A 17114-nucleotide genomic window follows, 5' to 3' on the forward strand; every position below is an offset into this window, starting at 1 on the left:
TAGATAAACTAATCATTTGAAATCGTCTAAGTTAAACTTAGAATGTAGTGAGAGGAGCTGGACTTATGAAGGTAACAGTTGTAACAAAAAACATTGAATTAACTCCTGCGTTAAAAGATATGGTAGAGAAAAAGGTTTCAAAACTTGACAAGTATTTTGAGAGTAATGTGAATGCGAAAGCAACATTATCTGTACAAAAGAATAGGCATAGAGTAGAAGTATCAATACCATTTAATGGGATTCTGCTTAGAGCTGAAGAGATAACAGATGATATGTATAAATCTATAGATAAAGTAGAAGACAAATTAGAAAGACAAATTAGAAAGCAAAGAACAAAACTTTCTAGAAGAATGAATGATTCATTAAGATTTGGAGAAATCGCAACTGATAAATATGAAAATGAGCATGAAGGTGAAGTAGTAAAAACAAAAAGATTTGCTGTTAAGCCTATGAATGTTGATGAAGCAATTCTTCAAATGGAACTTATAGGACATAATTTCTTCGTCTATAAAGATGCAGATACAAATAATGTCAGCGTATTATATAAGAGGAAAGACGGAGATTATGGGTTATTAGAACCAGATTACGTATAAAATTTAAAACTTAATAAATAGAATTTTATACTCCATAAAGTTAATGATTAATCATAAACTTTATGGAGTTTTTAAGTTATAGTACATATAAAATTAATAAAATTGTGATAAAGTTGAAATATATTAATTAAAAATGGTATAATTTATAAATGTATACTAAGTAAAGAAAGAGAAAATGCTTATCAAATTTTTTAGCGTTTGGAAGGATGAAAATATGGGAATGTTTAAAGCTTTATTTGGAACGTATAGCGAAAGAGAAGTTAAGAGAATAAAGCCATTAGTTGACAAAATCGAAAGCTTAGAATCAACTATGGAAAAACTAAGTGATGAAGAATTAAGGGGTAAAACAGAAGAATTTAAAGAAAGATATAAAAATGGTGAAACATTAGATGACTTATTAGTTGAGGCGTTTGCTGTTGTAAGAGAGGCTTCAGGAAGAGTATTGAAAATGAAGCATTACAGAGAGCAATTAATAGGTGGTATTGTTCTTCATCAAGGAAGAATAGCGGAAATGAAAACTGGTGAAGGTAAAACATTAGTTGCTACATTACCAGCATATTTAAATGCTTTATCAGGAGAAGGGGTTCACGTAATAACAGTTAATGATTACCTAGCTTCAAGAGATAGAGATTGGATGAATAATATTTATGAGTTCTTAGGACTTAAAACAGATGTTATCGTTCATGATTTAAATAATGATCAAAGAAGAGCAGCATATAACGCTGATATAACATATGGAACAAATAATGAATTTGGATTTGACTACTTAAGAGACAACATGGTTGTATATAAAGAAGAAAGAGTTCAAAGAGGACTAAACTTTGTTATAGTGGATGAGGTTGACTCAATTCTTATTGATGAAGCTAGAACACCACTTATAATTTCAGGTGCAGGAGAAAAATCAACAGAATTCTATAAAGTTGCAGACTATTTTGTAAAGACATTAGTTGCCGAAAAAGATTATACAATTGATGAAAAAGCAAATGCTGCAATGCTTACAGAAGAAGGTGTTGAAAAGGCAGAAAAGGCATTTAAAGTAGAAAACTATGCAGATGCTGAAAATATGCAATTACAACATTATGTAACTCAAGCATTAAAAGCTAACTATGTAATGAAACTTGATAAAGATTATATGGTTAAAGATGGAGAAGTTATAATAGTTGATGAATTTACAGGAAGACTTATGGAAGGTAGAAGATACTCAGATGGTCTTCACCAAGCTATTGAAGCTAAAGAAGGAGTTAAGATTGCAAGAGAATCAAAAACTTTAGCAACAATAACATTCCAAAACTATTTTAGAATGTACAACAAATTATCAGGTATGACAGGTACAGCATTAACAGAAGAAAATGAATTTAGAGAAATCTATGGATTAGATGTTATAGTTGTTCCAACACATAGACCAATCCAAAGAATAGATAATCACGATATAGTATATAAAACTGCTATGGGTAAGTATAATGCTATAGTTGATGAAATAAAAGCATCTCATGAAAAAGGTCAACCAGTTCTTGTTGGTACTGCAAGTATTGAAAAGTCAGAAATAATTTCTGCACTATTAAAGAAAAAAGGTATTAAGCACAAAGTCTTAAATGCTAAATATCATGAGCAAGAAGCAGAAATTATAGCAGATGCTGGTGAAGTTGGATCAGTAACAATTGCAACAAATATGGCTGGTAGAGGTACTGATATAAAACTTGGAGAAGGAGCACTAGAAACTGGTGGTCTTAAGATAATTGGTACAGAAAGACATGAATCAAGAAGAATAGATAACCAGCTTAGAGGACGTTCAGGTAGACAAGGTGATATTGGAGAATCAACGTTCTTCATTTCATTAGAAGATGATCTAATGAGAATCTTTATGTCAGAAAAAACTCATGCTATGGTTGATAAACTTGGACTTGAAGAAGACGATGCTATTGAAAGTAAGATAATTACAAAATCAATAGAAAGTGCTCAAAAGAAAGTTGAAGGTCATAACTTTGACATCAGAAAGAATCTTTTAGGATATGATGATGTTATGAATATGCAAAGAGAAATTATCTATAAGCAAAGAAGTCAAGTTCTTGAAGGTGAAAATTTAGAAGAACAAATAGAGGTCATGATTAAAGAAGTAATAAGTGAGGCCGTAGATGCTCATATTACTGGAATGGAAGATGATTATCAAAATGAATTTAAGAACTTAATTCTTTATTTAGATGATATTTGTCTACCAGCAAATAGAATAACTATTGAAGATCTAATGGATCTTTCAAATGATCAAATTAAAGAAAAGCTTACAGCAATAGCTTTAGAAATATATAAAGGTAAAGAAGCAGAATTTGGAGAAGAAAAGCTTAGAGAAATAGAAAGAGTAGTTCTTCTTAAGAATGTTGATATTAAGTGGATGGACCATATAGATAATATGGATCACTTAAAACAAGGTATTGGACTTAGAGCATTTAAGCAACAAGATCCAGTTCAAGCATACCAAATGGAAGGTAGTGCTATGTTCGATGAAATGATAGAGTCAATTAAGATAGATACTGTAAAATATTTATTCCACGTTCAAATGGAAAAAGCACCAGAAGAGAGAGAAAGAGTAGTTAAAGAGACAACAGCAACTCATGTAAATCATGGAGGCGATGAATCTTCTTCAAAGAAGCAACCAGCTAAGAAAGAAGTAACTACTGGTAGAAATGAACCTTGTCCATGCGGTAGCGGAAAGAAGTATAAAAACTGCTGTGGAAGAGAAGTATAGAAATTAAAATGGGCATCGTTATCTTTAAGATAACGATGCTTTATTTAAAATTAAGATAGAGGTGATTATATGAGAATAGAACTTGAAAAAGCATTAGCTAAAATGCCAAGTTTAAAATCAAATTTAGAGGAAATGAGGGCTTCACTTTGACAAAGAAGCCTTAGAGAAACAAATAATAGAACTTGACTTAAGAATGCAAGAACAAGGATTTTGGGATGATATAAAGAAAGCTGAAGAAGTAACTAAAGAAAGTAAGTTCTTAAAATCTAAATTAGAAAGATTTGAAACTTTAGAGACAAAGATTGAGGACATAGAAGTTTTAAAGGAAATTATGGAAGAAAATGATGATGAATCAATAGATGAGATAATTTCAGGAGTTAAGTTCCTAGAAAAAGAAGTTGAAGATTATAAGATAGAGATGCTTTTATCAGGTGAGTATGATAAAAATAATGTAATATTCACATTACATGTTGGTGTTGGTGGAACTGACGCAAATGATTGGACAGAAATGCTTTTAAGGATGTACACAAGATGGTGCGAAAGAAAAGGGTTTTCTGTGGAAACTTTGGACCTAATTCAAGGTGAAGAAGCTGGAGTTAAGAGTGTAACTTTGAGTATAAAGGGTGAATTTGCATATGGATATCTAAAAGCAGAAAAAGGTATTCACCGATTAGTTAGAATATCACCATATAATGCAAATGGAAAAAGACAAACATCATTTGCATCTGTTGAAGTTCTGCCAGAACTTACAAAAGATCAAGATATAGATATTAAGTCTGATGATTTAAAGGTTGATACTTATAGAGCAAGTGGGGCTGGTGGTCAGCACGTTAATAAGACAGAATCAGCAGTTAGAATAACACATATTCCAACTGGAATAGTTGTACAGTGTCAAAATGAGAGAAGTCAAATATCAAATAGAGAAACTGCAATGAATATGTTAAAATCTAAGCTTATAGAACTTAAAGATAGAGCTCATAAAGAAAAGATAGAAGATTTAACTGGCGAACTAAAAGATATGGGGTGGGGAAGTCAAATAAGATCTTATGTATTCCATCCATATAATATGGTAAAAGATCATAGAACAGGTGAAGAAACTTCAAATGTTCAAGCAGTTATGGATGGAGATGTTGATGCGTTTATAAATGCATATCTTTCAAGTGAATTAAATTATTAATTTTTAATATTATAGAGAAGAGCGTAAATATATTTATGCTCTTTTTTTTTGTATTCATTAATGCGTTATAGTAAGTGTTATAAATTTATAATAAATGTTTGGAAATCGATTATAAATTGTGTGAATTGTAAATTAAATTTATAGGTTAATAATTTATAGTAGCTAATTTTATTATAATAAAATTGGGAATATTTTTTAAAAATAGAAAAATAAATATGAAAAATGAAGAAAAATGGAGTAAAAAGTATATTTTATATGGAAAAATTAAGTATAATACATGATATAGGCATAAATTGAAGGATTTTTCTGAATATTCAAATTGATTATGTAAACGTATTTATATATAATTTAATTAACAAAAACAAACAAAAACAAACAAAAACAAACAGAAAAGGGAGTTAAATATGAGCAATGAGTTTTTTAAGTTATTTCAACCAGATTTAATCTTTATTGAATGTTTTAATGATGCTAATGAAGCTTTTGAAAAAATTTCAGACAAGCTATTTAGAAAAGGTTTAGTTAAATCAGATTATGTTAAAGCATTAAAAAAAAGAGAAAAAGAATTTCCGACTGGTATTGATTTAAGTGTTGTAGCACCCAATCTACCTAATGTAGCAATTCCACATACGGAAAGTGAATATTGTAATGAGACTAAAGTAATAGTGGTAAAGTTAAAAAATGAATTAAACTTTAAAAATATGATGAATTCATCAGAAAATCTTAATGTTAAGTATCTCTTTATGATTTTAAATGAAGCTGGAGGAGAACAGGCTAATATTCTAGCAAATATAATGAAATTTATTACCAATAAGGAGAATATAGACAAGCTTGAAGAAGCTAACTCAATAGAAGAAATATATAACATAGTAAATCAATAAAATTTAAATAATATAAAAATATATTTAGGGAGGAATTATTATGATAAAAATTTTAGCAGCTTGTGGTGCAGGAGTAAATTCAAGCCACCAAATAAAAAATGCAATTGAGGAGGAAATGAGAAATAGAGGATATGAAGTTCATGCAGATGCAGTAATGATAAAGGATATTACTGAAGATATGGTAGCTAAGTATGATATCTTTGCACCTATTTCTGCACCAAATTGTGGATTTGAAATAAGTATACCTATAGTTGAAGCTGGACCAATATTATATAGAATGCCAGTAATGAGCCAACCAGTATTTGATGAAGTTGAGAGAATAATTAAAACTTTAAATAAATAAATAATAAGGATTTAAATAATTGATAAAACTTTACAAGAAGAAAAATGGGGAGGAAAAATAATGTCAGGAATAATAGATTTTGCTAACAGTATCTTTAAACCATTAATAGATTTAGGGGCACCGCCACTTATGCTTATTGTTTTAACATTACTTGCTATATGTATGAGGGTTAAGTTCTCAAAGGCATTAGAAGGTGGTATAAAACTTGCAATAGCACTTACTGCAATGGGATCAATAATCGGAATATTAACAGGTAACTTTGCACCAGCACTCCAGGCTTTTGTTAAGTCAACAGGCATTGAGTTATCAATAACTGATGTTGGATGGGCACCACTTGCTACAATTACATGGGGATCAGTTTATACACTTTACTTTTTAATGATCATAGTAATCGTTAACATAATAATGCTAGTAATTAATCAAACGGATACATTGGATGTTGATATATTTAATGTATGGCATTTGTCAATAATTGGTTTGATAGTAATGTATTATTCAGATAACAACTTATTATTAGCAACATTACTGGTAATTTTAATAGGTGTTTTAAAGATTAAGAATGCAGATTTAATGAAACCAACGTTTAATGATTTGTTAAATATGCCTGATACAAATCCAACAACTACAACTCATTTAAATTTTATGTTAAATCCAGTGATTATGATATTTGACAAAATATTTGATAAAATTTTTCCTTTCTTAGATAAATATGATTTTGATGCAGCACAATTGAACAGAAGGATAGGTTTCTGGGGAAGTAAATTTGCAATTGGAGTTTATTTAGGAGTATTTATTGGAATACTTGGACGCCAAACTCCACAAATTATATTCACATTAGCATTTATAGGTGGTATGTGTCTTGAATTATTTTCATTTATTGGAAGCTGGTTCATTGAAGCAGTTGAACCATTATCACAAGGTATTACAAACTTTTTAAGTAAGAAATTTGCAGGAAGAAGATTTAATATAGGTATTGACTGGCCTTTCTTAGCATCAAGAGCGGAAATGTGGGCTGCAGCTAATGTTTTAGCACCAATAATGTTAGTTATGGCTTTATTTTTACCAGGAAATAAGATTTTACCTCTAGGTGGAATAATTGCAATTGGATTAACACCAGCATTACTAGTAGTTACTAGGGGAAAGATGATAAGAATGATTATTACAGGATGCTTTATGTTACCAATATTCTTGTGGTCAGGTACTGCAATTGCAGGATTTGTAACAACTACAGCTAAGGCAGTTGGAGCATTTCCAGCAGGATTACCAGCAGGAACATTAATTACTCATGCCACACTTGAAGGACCGATTGAAAAATTTATAGCAATACTTGTTGGACAATTTGGTGGTAATATGACAGCTGGAAATACAATTGCAGTAGTAGCTGCTTTACTTGTATATGTTTTACTTTTCGTTTGGTATGCGAAACAAATGAAGAAGAGAAACAAAGCATATGCTATGGAAGCAAGTGAAAAGTAGACTGTAAAATTCAAAAGATACCTCTATATATGAAGATACTATAAAGTTGTTATAAAAATGAATATTAGATATGGGAATTATTTAGTGTTATAGTATTGTGTAGATAAATTATATGCAACATGGAGGTATAGAAAATGTTGAAAGCTGAAAGACATAAAAAGATAATAGAAAAATTAGAAGAAGAAAATATAATAAAAAATTCTGAATTAATAAAGGAATTTAATGTAACCGAGATGACTCTAAGAAGAGATCTTAAGGATTTAGAAAACAAAGGATATCTTATTAGAATTCATGGTGGGGCAAGAAATAAAAATATGTATCTAAATGGTGAACTTTTGCTTCACGAAAAAAGAGAAATAAATATAGAAAATAAAAGGTATATAGCAAAATTGGCAGCAAGTTTTATAAAAGAGAACGATACAGTATATATAGGACCTGGTACTACAAATGAACTTTTATATGAATATATAAATGTATCATATATAAAAGTAATAACAAATTGTCTATCGGTATTTCAAAAATTTAAAAATGATAAAAGATTTGACTTATTACTAGTAGGTGGAAAGTTTAGAGAAACAACTGATACTTTTGTTGGTAACTTTGCAAATGAAACTCTAAGTAAAATGCGAGTAAATGTGGCCATTGTAGGAGCAAATGGAATATATGAAGATGGACTTATGACATATAACGAAGAAGAAGGATTTTCTCAAAAAATTATACTAGATAATGCATATGAAAAGTACGCATTATGTGATTCCAGTAAGCTAGATAAAAAAGATTTTTATAAATTTTATAAACTAGAAAACTTAACAGCTATAATCACCGATAAAGACATTAGTGAATTTGAGGAAGAACAATATAAAAAATATACTAAAATTATCTATTGATATAAGGAGGATAAAATGAAAATTTTAATTGGATCAGACAAAAATGGATTTGAATTAAAAGAATGTCTAAAGGAGTATTTGAAAGAAAAAGATTATGAGGTTATTGACAAAACGCCAGAGGATAATTTGGATTTTGTAGATTCAGCAGAGAGAGTATGTAGAGGCATATTAGGTGGTGAAGGAGATAGAGGAATACTTATAGATGAGTATGGAGCTGGATCATTTATGTCGGCTAATAAATTTAAAAATATAATTTGTGCTGAAGTTTCAGATGAGCATTCTGCCAAAATGACAAGAAATCATAACAATACATCTATAATTGCAATTGGATCTGGAATTGTAGGAAAAACATTAGCAAAAAACATTGTTAATGCATATTTAGAGTCTGAATATGCGGGGGGAAGACATCAAATAAGAATAGATATGTTAAATAAAATGCTTTAATTGGAGGAGAAAAAATGAAGATATCAATTGGATGTGACCATATAGTAACAGATATTAAAATGAAAGTATCAGATTATTTAAAATCAAAAGGCCATGAAGTAATAGATAATGGAACATATGATCATGTAAGAACTCACTATCCTATATATGGAAAGAAGACTGCGGAAAAAGTAGTTAGCGGAGAGGCTGATTTAGCTATAGTTATTTGTGGAACTGGGGTTGGTATAACAACATCAGCAGATAAAGTATTTGGAGCTAGAGCAGCTCTTGTAAGAGATGTAAGTACTGCAACTTATGCAAAGAAGTGCTTAAATGCAAATGTTATAGGAATGGGTGGAAGAATATCAGGACTAGGATTAATAGAAAACGTAATAGATACATTCTTAGAGACTAAATTTGAAGATAATGAGGAAAATAGAAGATTAATAGAAAAAATAGATAGAATTGCAGAAGTTAAAGAAGGACAACAAGGGAATGAAGATTTCTTTGTTGAGTTTATAGAAAAATGGAATGATGGAGGATATCCAGCAGAATAAAAGTATAGAGGTGAGAAGATGAATGAAGTATTATCAACAAGAGATATGCTCAAAAGAGCTCAAAAATGTGGATATGCAGTTCCAGCATTCAATATACATAACTTAGAAACATTACAAGTTGTTGTAGAGACTGCAAATGAAATGAGATCTCCTGTAATTTTAGCTGGTACTCCATCAACAATTGAGTATGCAGAGGGAGAAAATATAGTCTCAATGGCTAAAGTTGCAGCAAGTAAATACAATATTCCAATTGCAGTACATTTAGACCACTTTGAGAATATTGACGATATTAAACACTATATAGATATTGGATTTAAATCAGCTATGATAGATGCATCACATGAAAATTTTGAAGATAATATAAAAAAGGTTAAAGAGGTAGTAGACTATGCGCATAGATATGATGCAACAGTTGAAGCGGAACTTGGAAGATTAGGTGGGCAAGAAGATGACTTAGTAGTTGATGAGAAAGATGCTATGTATACTAATCCTGATTCAGCAAAAGAGTTTGTAGAAATAACAGGTGTTGATTCATTAGCAGTTGCTATTGGGACAGCTCATGGATTATACAAAGGAGAACCTAAACTTGATTTTGAAAGATTAAAAGAAATAAGAGCTAAAGTAGAGGTACCTCTAGTATTACATGGTGCATCAGATGTCCCAGATGATCTTGTTAAGAAAGCTATATCACTTGGGATATGTAAGGTAAATGTAGCTACAGATTTAAAAATTCCATTTTCAGATGCTGTTAAGAAATATTTTAAAGAAAATCCAGAAGCAAATGATCCAAGAAAATATATGACACCTGGAAAAGAAGCTATGAAAAAGATAGTTCAGCATAAAATAAAAGTTTGTGGAAGTGAAAATAGATATTAAATCTAATTAGGAGGATAAGGATGATATTAGTTTTAAATCTTAATGCATCTGTAGATAAGAAGTATAAGATTAACAATATAGAAAAAGGAACTGTAATGAGAGCTTTTAATGTAGATAATACAGCTGGAGGAAAAGGATTACATGTTGCTAATGTAGCAACTACATTAGGTGAAGATGCTTTAGTAACCGGATTTCTGGGAGGGTACACAGGTAGTTTTATAAGAGACAAGCTATGTGAAATGAACATAAAAAATGATTTTGTGAGCATTAAAAACACAACAAGAGAATGTTTGGCTTTTATAACTGAGGATTTAGAACAAACAGAAATTTTAGAGCCTGGTCCAGAACTTATAGAAGGTGAATTAGACCAATTCTTAGATAAGTATAGAAGATTAATAAAAGATAGCTCCATAGTTGTTGCTTCAGGAAGTATCCCTAAAAATTTATCTACAGATATATATAAGAATCTTATAGAAATTGCAAAGGAAAGTAACAAGAAATTTCTATTGGATACTAGCGGAGATCTTTTAATAAATGGGATTGAAGCTAAACCTTTCTTTATAAAGCCTAATAAAGATGAAATAGAATATATAATTGGTAGAAAAATTGAAACTACTGAAGATGTATTAAAGGAAATAGATGAATTTCATAAAAAGGGAATTGAGTTTGTTGTTGTATCTTTAGGGAAAGATGGATCAATAGCAGGATATAGAGGAGAAAAATATAGAATAAAAGTTCCAAAGGTTAAAGCTGTGAATCCAGTTGGATCAGGAGATGCCTTTGTAGGTGGTATATCAGTTGGAATTGAAAGAGGATACGATATAGAAAAAATATTGTCATTTGCTACTGCCTGCGGAACATCAAATGTATTAGAGGAGGAAACAGGTATAGTAAACATAGAAACTGTAAATCAAATTATGAAAGAAGTTGAAGTATTAAAGCTTTAGCTAAATTACGTATATATGTTAATTAGATAATAGTAATAAGTAGTTTAGATATAATAGTAAAGATAATAGCAAAAGAAATAATTGACCTCATTAAGTAAATTTTTATAAAAATATTAGATGGACTTAATGAGGTTAATCTTATATATAAAACAATTAGGATGGTGAATAATATAATGAAAAAAATAGTTGCTTTTATAATGTCTCTTCTAGTTATTATTTGTAGCATAAATGTACCTGTATTCGCAGCTAACAATGAAAGTAAAATGGATAAAGATGGGGAAGTGAAAATAGGACATAATATTGAGAAAGATCGAAAAATCAATTTCACGGATAATTGGAAATTTAAACTTGGAGATGAAAGTGGAGCGGAAGCTAAAGATTTTAATGATTCAAAATGGAGAAGTCTAAATCTTCCTCATGATTGGAGTATAGAGCTTGATTTTAATAAAAACTCTCCAGCAACTCATGAAGCGGCATTTCTTGATGGTGGAGTAGGATGGTATAGGAAAACGTTTAAACTGCCAGAATCAATGAAAGGTAAAAAAATAAATATTGATTTTGATGGAGTTTATATGGAATCTACTGTTTACGTAAATGGCCAAAAGGTTGGGGAATATCAAAATGGATATACGCCTTTTGGTTTTGATATTACAGATAACCTAAAATTTGATGGTAGCGATAATGTAATAGCTGTCAAAGTAAAAAATACGCAACCAAGTAGTAGATGGTACTCTGGTAGTGGAATCTACAGAAATGTATATATTACTGCTACAAATAAAGTTCATGTAGCTAAGTATGGTACATTTGTTACAACTCCAAACATTAAAGAAGATTTAGCTAATGGAGGAAATGTAGGAGTAAATATTAAGACAAAGATAAGTAATGAGTCAGGAGAAAATTCAGAGGTTACAGTAAGAAATAAGATAATTTCTCCAAATGGAGACGAAGTTTCAAAAGTTGAGTCGACTGAGGTATTAGATTCAAAATTAAAGGAATTTAATCAAAATTTAAAGGTTAAAAATCCTAAACTATGGGGTATTTATAGTGGAAATGTATATAAGGCAGTTACAGAAGTTATTAAAGATGGAAAAGTAATTGATACATATGAAACTCCTTTTGGTTTCAGATACTTTAAATTTGATGCTAATAAAGGATTTTCAATAAACGGGAAAAATGTAAAACTTAAAGGTGTATGTATGCATCATGATTTAGGTGCATTAGGAGCAGCTGTAAATTATAGTGCAGTTGAAAGACAAATTTTAATGTTAAAAGAAATGGGAGTAAACGCTATAAGATCTACGCATAATCCAGCATCACCAGAGTTTAGAGACATATGCGAAAAAAATGGGATATTGCTTATAGATGAAGCTTTTGATTGCTGGGAACAAGGAAAGAAAACATATGATTATCATAGGTTCTTTAAACAATATGCAGAACGTGATATAAAAACAATGGTAGATAGTGCTAAGAATAGCCCAGCTATAATAATGTGGTCTATAGGAAATGAAATCTATGATACAAATACATCAAATGGAGTTCAAATAGCTAAAAATCTTGTAAAGTGGATTAAAGAAATAGATACGACTAGACCTACAACTATAGGAGAGGATAAGTATAGAGGTAGTAAAGTTGATGGTGTTGCAAACTTCCAATCTTCAAGAGATGAAATATTTAATACAGTTGATGTAGTAGGATATAACTATAGTGAAAATGTTTATGATGTACATCATAAATCAAAGCCTGAATGGAAAATGTATGGTTCAGAAACATCTTCAGCAGTAAGATCAAGAGGGGTATATTTAGATCCTAATAATCCTAATATAGTTGATAATTCAAATCTTCAATGCTCATCTTATGATAACACTGTTGTTGGATGGGGACGTAGCGCCGAGGATTCATGGATACGTGATCGTGATAGACAATTCATTGCAGGCCAATTTATTTGGACAGGATTCGATTACTTAGGAGAACCAACTCCGTTTTATGGTAAATATCCAGCTAAGAGTTCATATTTTGGAGCAATTGATACAGCTGGATTTAAGAAAGATATTTTCTATTTCTATCAAAGTCAATGGTCTGATAAACCAATGGTTCATTTATTACCACACTGGAACTGGAAAGATGGGGATAATGTTCAAGTATGGGCTTACTCAAATGCAGATACAGTTGAATTATTCTTAAATGGAAAATCATTGGGAGAACGTAAATTTGAAAAGAAAACTACAAATTATGGAGAATCATACCTTGAAACAAAAGATGGAAAGCTTCATTTAAGATGGGATGTACCATTTAAAGCAGGTACCCTTAAGGCAGTAGCTAAGAAGAATGGTGTAGTAGTTGCAGAAGACGAAATAAAAACAGCGGGACAAGCAGCAGGAGTAAAGATTACACCGGATAAACGTGTTATATCATCAAATGGTAAGAATTTATCATTTATTACTGTTGATATAGTTGATAAAAATGGAGTAGTTGTACCAACGGCTGATAATCTTGTCAATTTTGAAGTAACAGGAGGAAAGTTAGTTGGTGTAGATAATGGTAATGGTGCAAGTGTTGAAAGATATAAAGCTAATAAGAGAAAGGCATTTAATGGTAAGGTAGTTGCAATTGTTGAGCCAGATAAAAATGAAGGAAGTATTACAATTAAAGCAACAGCTCAAGGATTAGATAGTAGTGAGTCTTCTATTTATACAATAAATCCAGAAGACATGAATAAAGATAAAATTATTGGATTTGAAAAAGTAGTAATAAATATTGATAAAGGGAATTCCCCACAATTACCTAAGACAATTAAAGCAATTTATGCAAATAATACTGAAAAAGATGTTAATGTTACTTGGGATAAAATAAATCCAGAACAGTATAACAAAGTTGGATCATTTAATGTAAATGGAACAGTTAAAGGTTCTGATATAAAGGCAAAGGCTGCAATTAATGTTCGGGATATTGTTTTAGTAAAGCCATACTCTACAGTTACAAAAGTAGGAGCATCACCTAAACTACCTGATGAAGCTACAGTTATTTATAGTGATGGAAAAGAAGTTCAATCAAAAGTTACATGGGAAAATATTGATTCAGAAAAGTATAGCAAAGAAGGGAACTTCATTGTATATGGCAAGGTAGACATTACAGATAAATTTAAAGCAGAGGCAAGGATTAGAGTTACTAATAAGACTGAAAAAGTGAATATAGCACTTTATAATTCAAAAGCTCAAGGAAAGGCTTTTGCATCTTTTACAAATCCAGCGGATGACGTTAATAATATAAATGATGGAGTTATATCATATGATAATAATCCAGCTAACAGATGGACAAATTGGCAACGTACTCCACGTACTAATAATGAGTATATAGGTGTAGAATGGAAAGAAAATCAGAATGTAGATAATATTAATTTATATGTTTATGCTGATAATGGTTGCCAAGCACCGAAGAGTTTAATAGTTGAATACCTTGATGGACATGAGTGGAAAAAAGTTTCTAATATGACAATAAAGCCTGTAACTATAACAAATAATATGAAGCATGAAATTAAATTTGATAAGGTAAATACTAATAAAATAAGAGTTAATATGACCCCTAGGGATGGAAAGTCTCTTGCTATAACTGAAATGGAAATAATGGATGATGTTGTAGTGCCAAATAACACAGCTAAGCTTTCATCAATATCAATTAATGGAAAAGAAATAGAAGATTTTTCAAGTGATAAGACTAATTATAATGTAGAACTTCCATATGGATCAGAGATTCCAAAAATAAAAGCTACAGCTATTGATAATGCAACTGAAGCAATTATTTTACCAACAAATCTTCATGGAGAAGCAAAAATCCTTGTTACTTCAGAAGATGGAAAAGTAATAAATATATATAAAATAAACTTTAATGTTAAAAATCCATTACTAAATAAAGTTGAAGTATCTTCAGATAAAATAAATTATAATGAAGATGATATTGGGGATTTAAATGTAAATGCTACATTACAAAATGGAGAAAAAATAGATTTGAATAATGCTAAAGTTGAGTATGTCACATCTAATAAAGATGTTGCAGTTATAAAAAATGGAAAGATTAATATTGTTGGAGAAGGAACAGCCGAGGTAAGTGTTAAAGTTACTTATAAAAATGTTACAAAAGAATCAAATAAACTTGTAATAAATGCGAAGAAATCAAATAAAGAAAAAATTATTATAGGTTTTGAACCAATTAAAGTAGTGGTGGATAAAGGTGAAGAACCAAAACTTCCAAAGGAAGTAGAAGCAAAATATAATGTTGGATTATCAAGAAATAAACAGGTTACTTGGGAAAAAATTAAAGCGGATCAATACGGAAAGCTTGGAACATTTAAGGTTTATGGTAAAGTTTATGGAACATCATTGAAAGCTGTTGCTGAAGTGGAAGTTAAAGGCGAAGTTGCAGTAGAATCAGTGTCAGCAGTTACTTTAATTAATGAAGAGCCAATATTCCCCAAAACATTAATGGTATATTATAGTGATAATACAGAAAGACAGCATTCAGTTAAATGGAATAAAATATTAGAGGATAAATACGGAAAAGTTGGAGAGTTTATTGTAGAAGGTGAAGTTAAAGATTCAAGTTTAACAGCTGTTGCAAAAGTAAGAGTATCGGATAAATTTGAAAAAGGACTAAATATTTCAAGGTTCCAAAATGGATATGATTATCCAAGAGTTCAATCATCATATTCAAATGAGCCGCCAGTAACCCCTACATCAAAGGATAGAGTTGAGCATATACACAACGATATAATTTCATTTAATGATGATCCACATGATCGTTGGACTAATTGGAGACCAAATCCAGATAAAACAGGGTGGGTATCTATAGAATTTGGAAGAACAGGACCTCAAGAATATTATGTAAATGAAATGACTGTACATTACTTTAAGGATTCAGGTATAGCACTTCCAGAATCAGCTATAGTTCAATATGAAAAAGATGATAAGTGGATAGATGTTAAAAATCAAAAAATTGAAAATGGCAAAAGTGAAAATACGAAAATTTACAAGTTTGATAAAATAAAAGCATCTAAGGTAAGAATATTTATGAATGCAAAAGCTAATAAGTCTTTAGGAATTACAGAAGTTCAAATATTTAAAGATGATGTTATTAAGAATTCAAAATCTTTTGCAAAGGAAATTAAGATAGGTGCAAATAAATTAAAAGAATTTAATCCTGAAAATATGAAATATACAATAAATGTTGATAATAATATAATTCCTGAAATTTCTGCAATAGCTGAAGATAATGCTGCTGTTACAGTTGTAGAGCCAGTTACTATTCCAGGTAAAGGAAAGGTTATTGTAAAGGGAGAAGATGGATTAAAAACTAATGTGTATGAATTACTCTTTGCTAAGAATATACCTATTGAAAAATCAGATTTAAATAAAAAGATAAACGATATTAAAAATACGGATTTATCAAAATACACTGAAGGTAGTAAACAGCTTTTAAATAATGCTCTTTTATTAGCAGAAAAGGTATCAAAATCTAAAGACTCAACTCAAGATGATGTTAATAATGCAACTGCAATGCTTGATGATGCAGTTAAAAGATTATCAAACATAGAAGAAAATAAGCCAAATGTTTCAACATATAAAATAGAAGTAGTTAAAGGGCCAAATGGTAAAGTTTCACCAAATGGATCCTTTGAAGTTGAAAAGGGAGAAAATAAGAAGTTTATCTTTACTCCTGATAAGGGCTATAAAGTTGATGAAGTTCTTTTAAATGGGAAAAAAGTTAATGTTTTGGACAATTCATACGTACTAAAAGATATAAATTCAAATAACAAACTAGAGGTAACATTTAAAGACGCAAGAGATAACAACAATGATAAGAATAATAATACAGGCGCTAATCCTAGCAATGGTGTAGTTATAGATAATGATGTTTCTAATAAAAATATTGATAAAAATAAAGAAAAGAACAGTAAAAAGTATGAATCAAATATCAAAGATTCAGATAAAAAAATAAATCAAGAGAATAAAGGTATTTCTAAAGAGATACTACCAAGTACAGGGAAATCTAATGGATTATTATTTGTAAATACTGGAGGAATATTTTTTATATTAGGAATAGCTATAAAGAGATTAAGATAAATTTATAAAATAGGGTGTCAATTAAAGGCACTCTATTTTTATTTAAAGCTTCTAAAAAGATTAAAAAATTTTGAGTGTAGCCTTAGTTAATAAAAATATATCGA

Annotated in this window: 12 protein-coding genes; all 12 read left to right on the top strand. The window is 30.0% G+C overall.

Features of this window, described 5'->3' with window-relative positions; genetic code table 11:
* Positions 1-65: 65 nt before the first annotated feature.
* The 12 genes from hpf (at position 66) to K5V21_RS09940 (ending at position 17010) form a co-directional block, all read left to right on the top strand.
* Complete coding sequence (gene hpf, locus K5V21_RS09885; protein WP_204595872.1) at positions 66-593, top strand: ribosome hibernation-promoting factor, HPF/YfiA family; 528 nt, start codon at positions 66-68, stop codon at positions 591-593.
* Between the two features lie 214 nt (positions 594-807).
* Positions 808-3333, top strand: coding sequence for a preprotein translocase subunit SecA (gene secA, locus K5V21_RS09890; protein ID WP_204595873.1), 2526 nt, complete (start codon positions 808-810; stop codon positions 3331-3333).
* Between the two features lie 69 nt (positions 3334-3402).
* Positions 3403-4510 (top strand): peptide chain release factor 2 gene (gene prfB / locus K5V21_RS09895; protein ID WP_221861115.1). Its coding sequence is split into 2 segments (ribosomal slippage): positions 3403-3468 and positions 3470-4510, totalling 1107 coding nucleotides; the frame shifts between segments, so codons are not numbered across the junction.
* 404 nt (positions 4511-4914) lie between these two features.
* A complete protein-coding gene (locus K5V21_RS09900) occupies positions 4915-5388 on the top strand; it encodes a PTS sugar transporter subunit IIA (RefSeq protein ID WP_221861116.1) in 474 nt (157 codons plus the stop codon).
* 40 nt (positions 5389-5428) lie between these two features.
* Positions 5429-5731, top strand: coding sequence for a PTS sugar transporter subunit IIB (locus K5V21_RS09905; RefSeq protein WP_204595876.1), 303 nt, complete (start codon positions 5429-5431; stop codon positions 5729-5731).
* Positions 5732-5791: 60 nt separating this feature from the next.
* Positions 5792-7207: a PTS galactitol transporter subunit IIC gene (locus K5V21_RS09910; RefSeq protein ID WP_221861117.1), complete on the top strand. Its 1416-nt coding sequence runs from the start codon at positions 5792-5794 to the stop codon at positions 7205-7207.
* A gap of 134 nt (positions 7208-7341) precedes the next feature.
* A complete protein-coding gene (locus K5V21_RS09915; protein ID WP_204595878.1) occupies positions 7342-8094 on the top strand; it encodes a DeoR/GlpR family DNA-binding transcription regulator in 753 nt (250 codons plus the stop codon).
* A 15-nt stretch (positions 8095-8109) separates the two neighbouring features.
* The gene (lacA, locus tag K5V21_RS09920) at positions 8110-8538 is read left to right on the top strand and encodes a galactose-6-phosphate isomerase subunit LacA (RefSeq protein ID WP_204595879.1); all 429 of its coding nucleotides are present in this window, start codon (positions 8110-8112) and stop codon (positions 8536-8538) included.
* A gap of 14 nt (positions 8539-8552) precedes the next feature.
* Positions 8553-9074 carry a galactose-6-phosphate isomerase subunit LacB gene (lacB, locus tag K5V21_RS09925; RefSeq protein WP_221861118.1) on the top strand — a complete coding sequence of 174 codons (522 nt, stop codon included), beginning with the start codon at positions 8553-8555 and terminating at the stop codon, positions 9072-9074.
* Between the two features lie 18 nt (positions 9075-9092).
* Positions 9093-9950 (top strand): tagatose bisphosphate family class II aldolase, encoded by an 858-nt coding sequence (locus tag K5V21_RS09930; protein WP_221861119.1) that lies wholly within the window; start codon positions 9093-9095, stop codon positions 9948-9950.
* 20 nt (positions 9951-9970) lie between these two features.
* Positions 9971-10897: a 1-phosphofructokinase family hexose kinase gene (locus K5V21_RS09935; protein WP_221861120.1), complete on the top strand. Its 927-nt coding sequence runs from the start codon at positions 9971-9973 to the stop codon at positions 10895-10897.
* A 173-nt stretch (positions 10898-11070) separates the two neighbouring features.
* A complete protein-coding gene (locus tag K5V21_RS09940; protein ID WP_221861121.1) occupies positions 11071-17010 on the top strand; it encodes an Ig-like domain-containing protein in 5940 nt (1979 codons plus the stop codon).
* Positions 17011-17114 lie beyond the last annotated feature (104 nt).

Source organism: Clostridium sardiniense (assembly GCF_019753795.1).
Taxonomy (GTDB): domain Bacteria; phylum Bacillota; class Clostridia; order Clostridiales; family Clostridiaceae; genus Clostridium; species Clostridium sardiniense.

Coding starts and splice junctions, on each gene's coding strand:
- K5V21_RS09935 (WP_221861120.1), top strand. CDS start 9,971: ATGATATTAGTTTTAAATCTTAATGCATCTGTAGATAAGAAGTATAAG.
- lacA (WP_204595879.1), top strand. CDS start 8,110: ATGAAAATTTTAATTGGATCAGACAAAAATGGATTTGAATTAAAAGAA.
- K5V21_RS09910 (WP_221861117.1), top strand. CDS start 5,792: ATGTCAGGAATAATAGATTTTGCTAACAGTATCTTTAAACCATTAATA.
- secA (WP_204595873.1), top strand. CDS start 808: ATGGGAATGTTTAAAGCTTTATTTGGAACGTATAGCGAAAGAGAAGTT.
- K5V21_RS09900 (WP_221861116.1), top strand. CDS start 4,915: ATGAGCAATGAGTTTTTTAAGTTATTTCAACCAGATTTAATCTTTATT.
- K5V21_RS09905 (WP_204595876.1), top strand. CDS start 5,429: ATGATAAAAATTTTAGCAGCTTGTGGTGCAGGAGTAAATTCAAGCCAC.
- lacB (WP_221861118.1), top strand. CDS start 8,553: ATGAAGATATCAATTGGATGTGACCATATAGTAACAGATATTAAAATG.
- hpf (WP_204595872.1), top strand. CDS start 66: ATGAAGGTAACAGTTGTAACAAAAAACATTGAATTAACTCCTGCGTTA.
- K5V21_RS09940 (WP_221861121.1), top strand. CDS start 11,071: ATGAAAAAAATAGTTGCTTTTATAATGTCTCTTCTAGTTATTATTTGT.
- K5V21_RS09915 (WP_204595878.1), top strand. CDS start 7,342: ATGTTGAAAGCTGAAAGACATAAAAAGATAATAGAAAAATTAGAAGAA.
- K5V21_RS09930 (WP_221861119.1), top strand. CDS start 9,093: ATGAATGAAGTATTATCAACAAGAGATATGCTCAAAAGAGCTCAAAAA.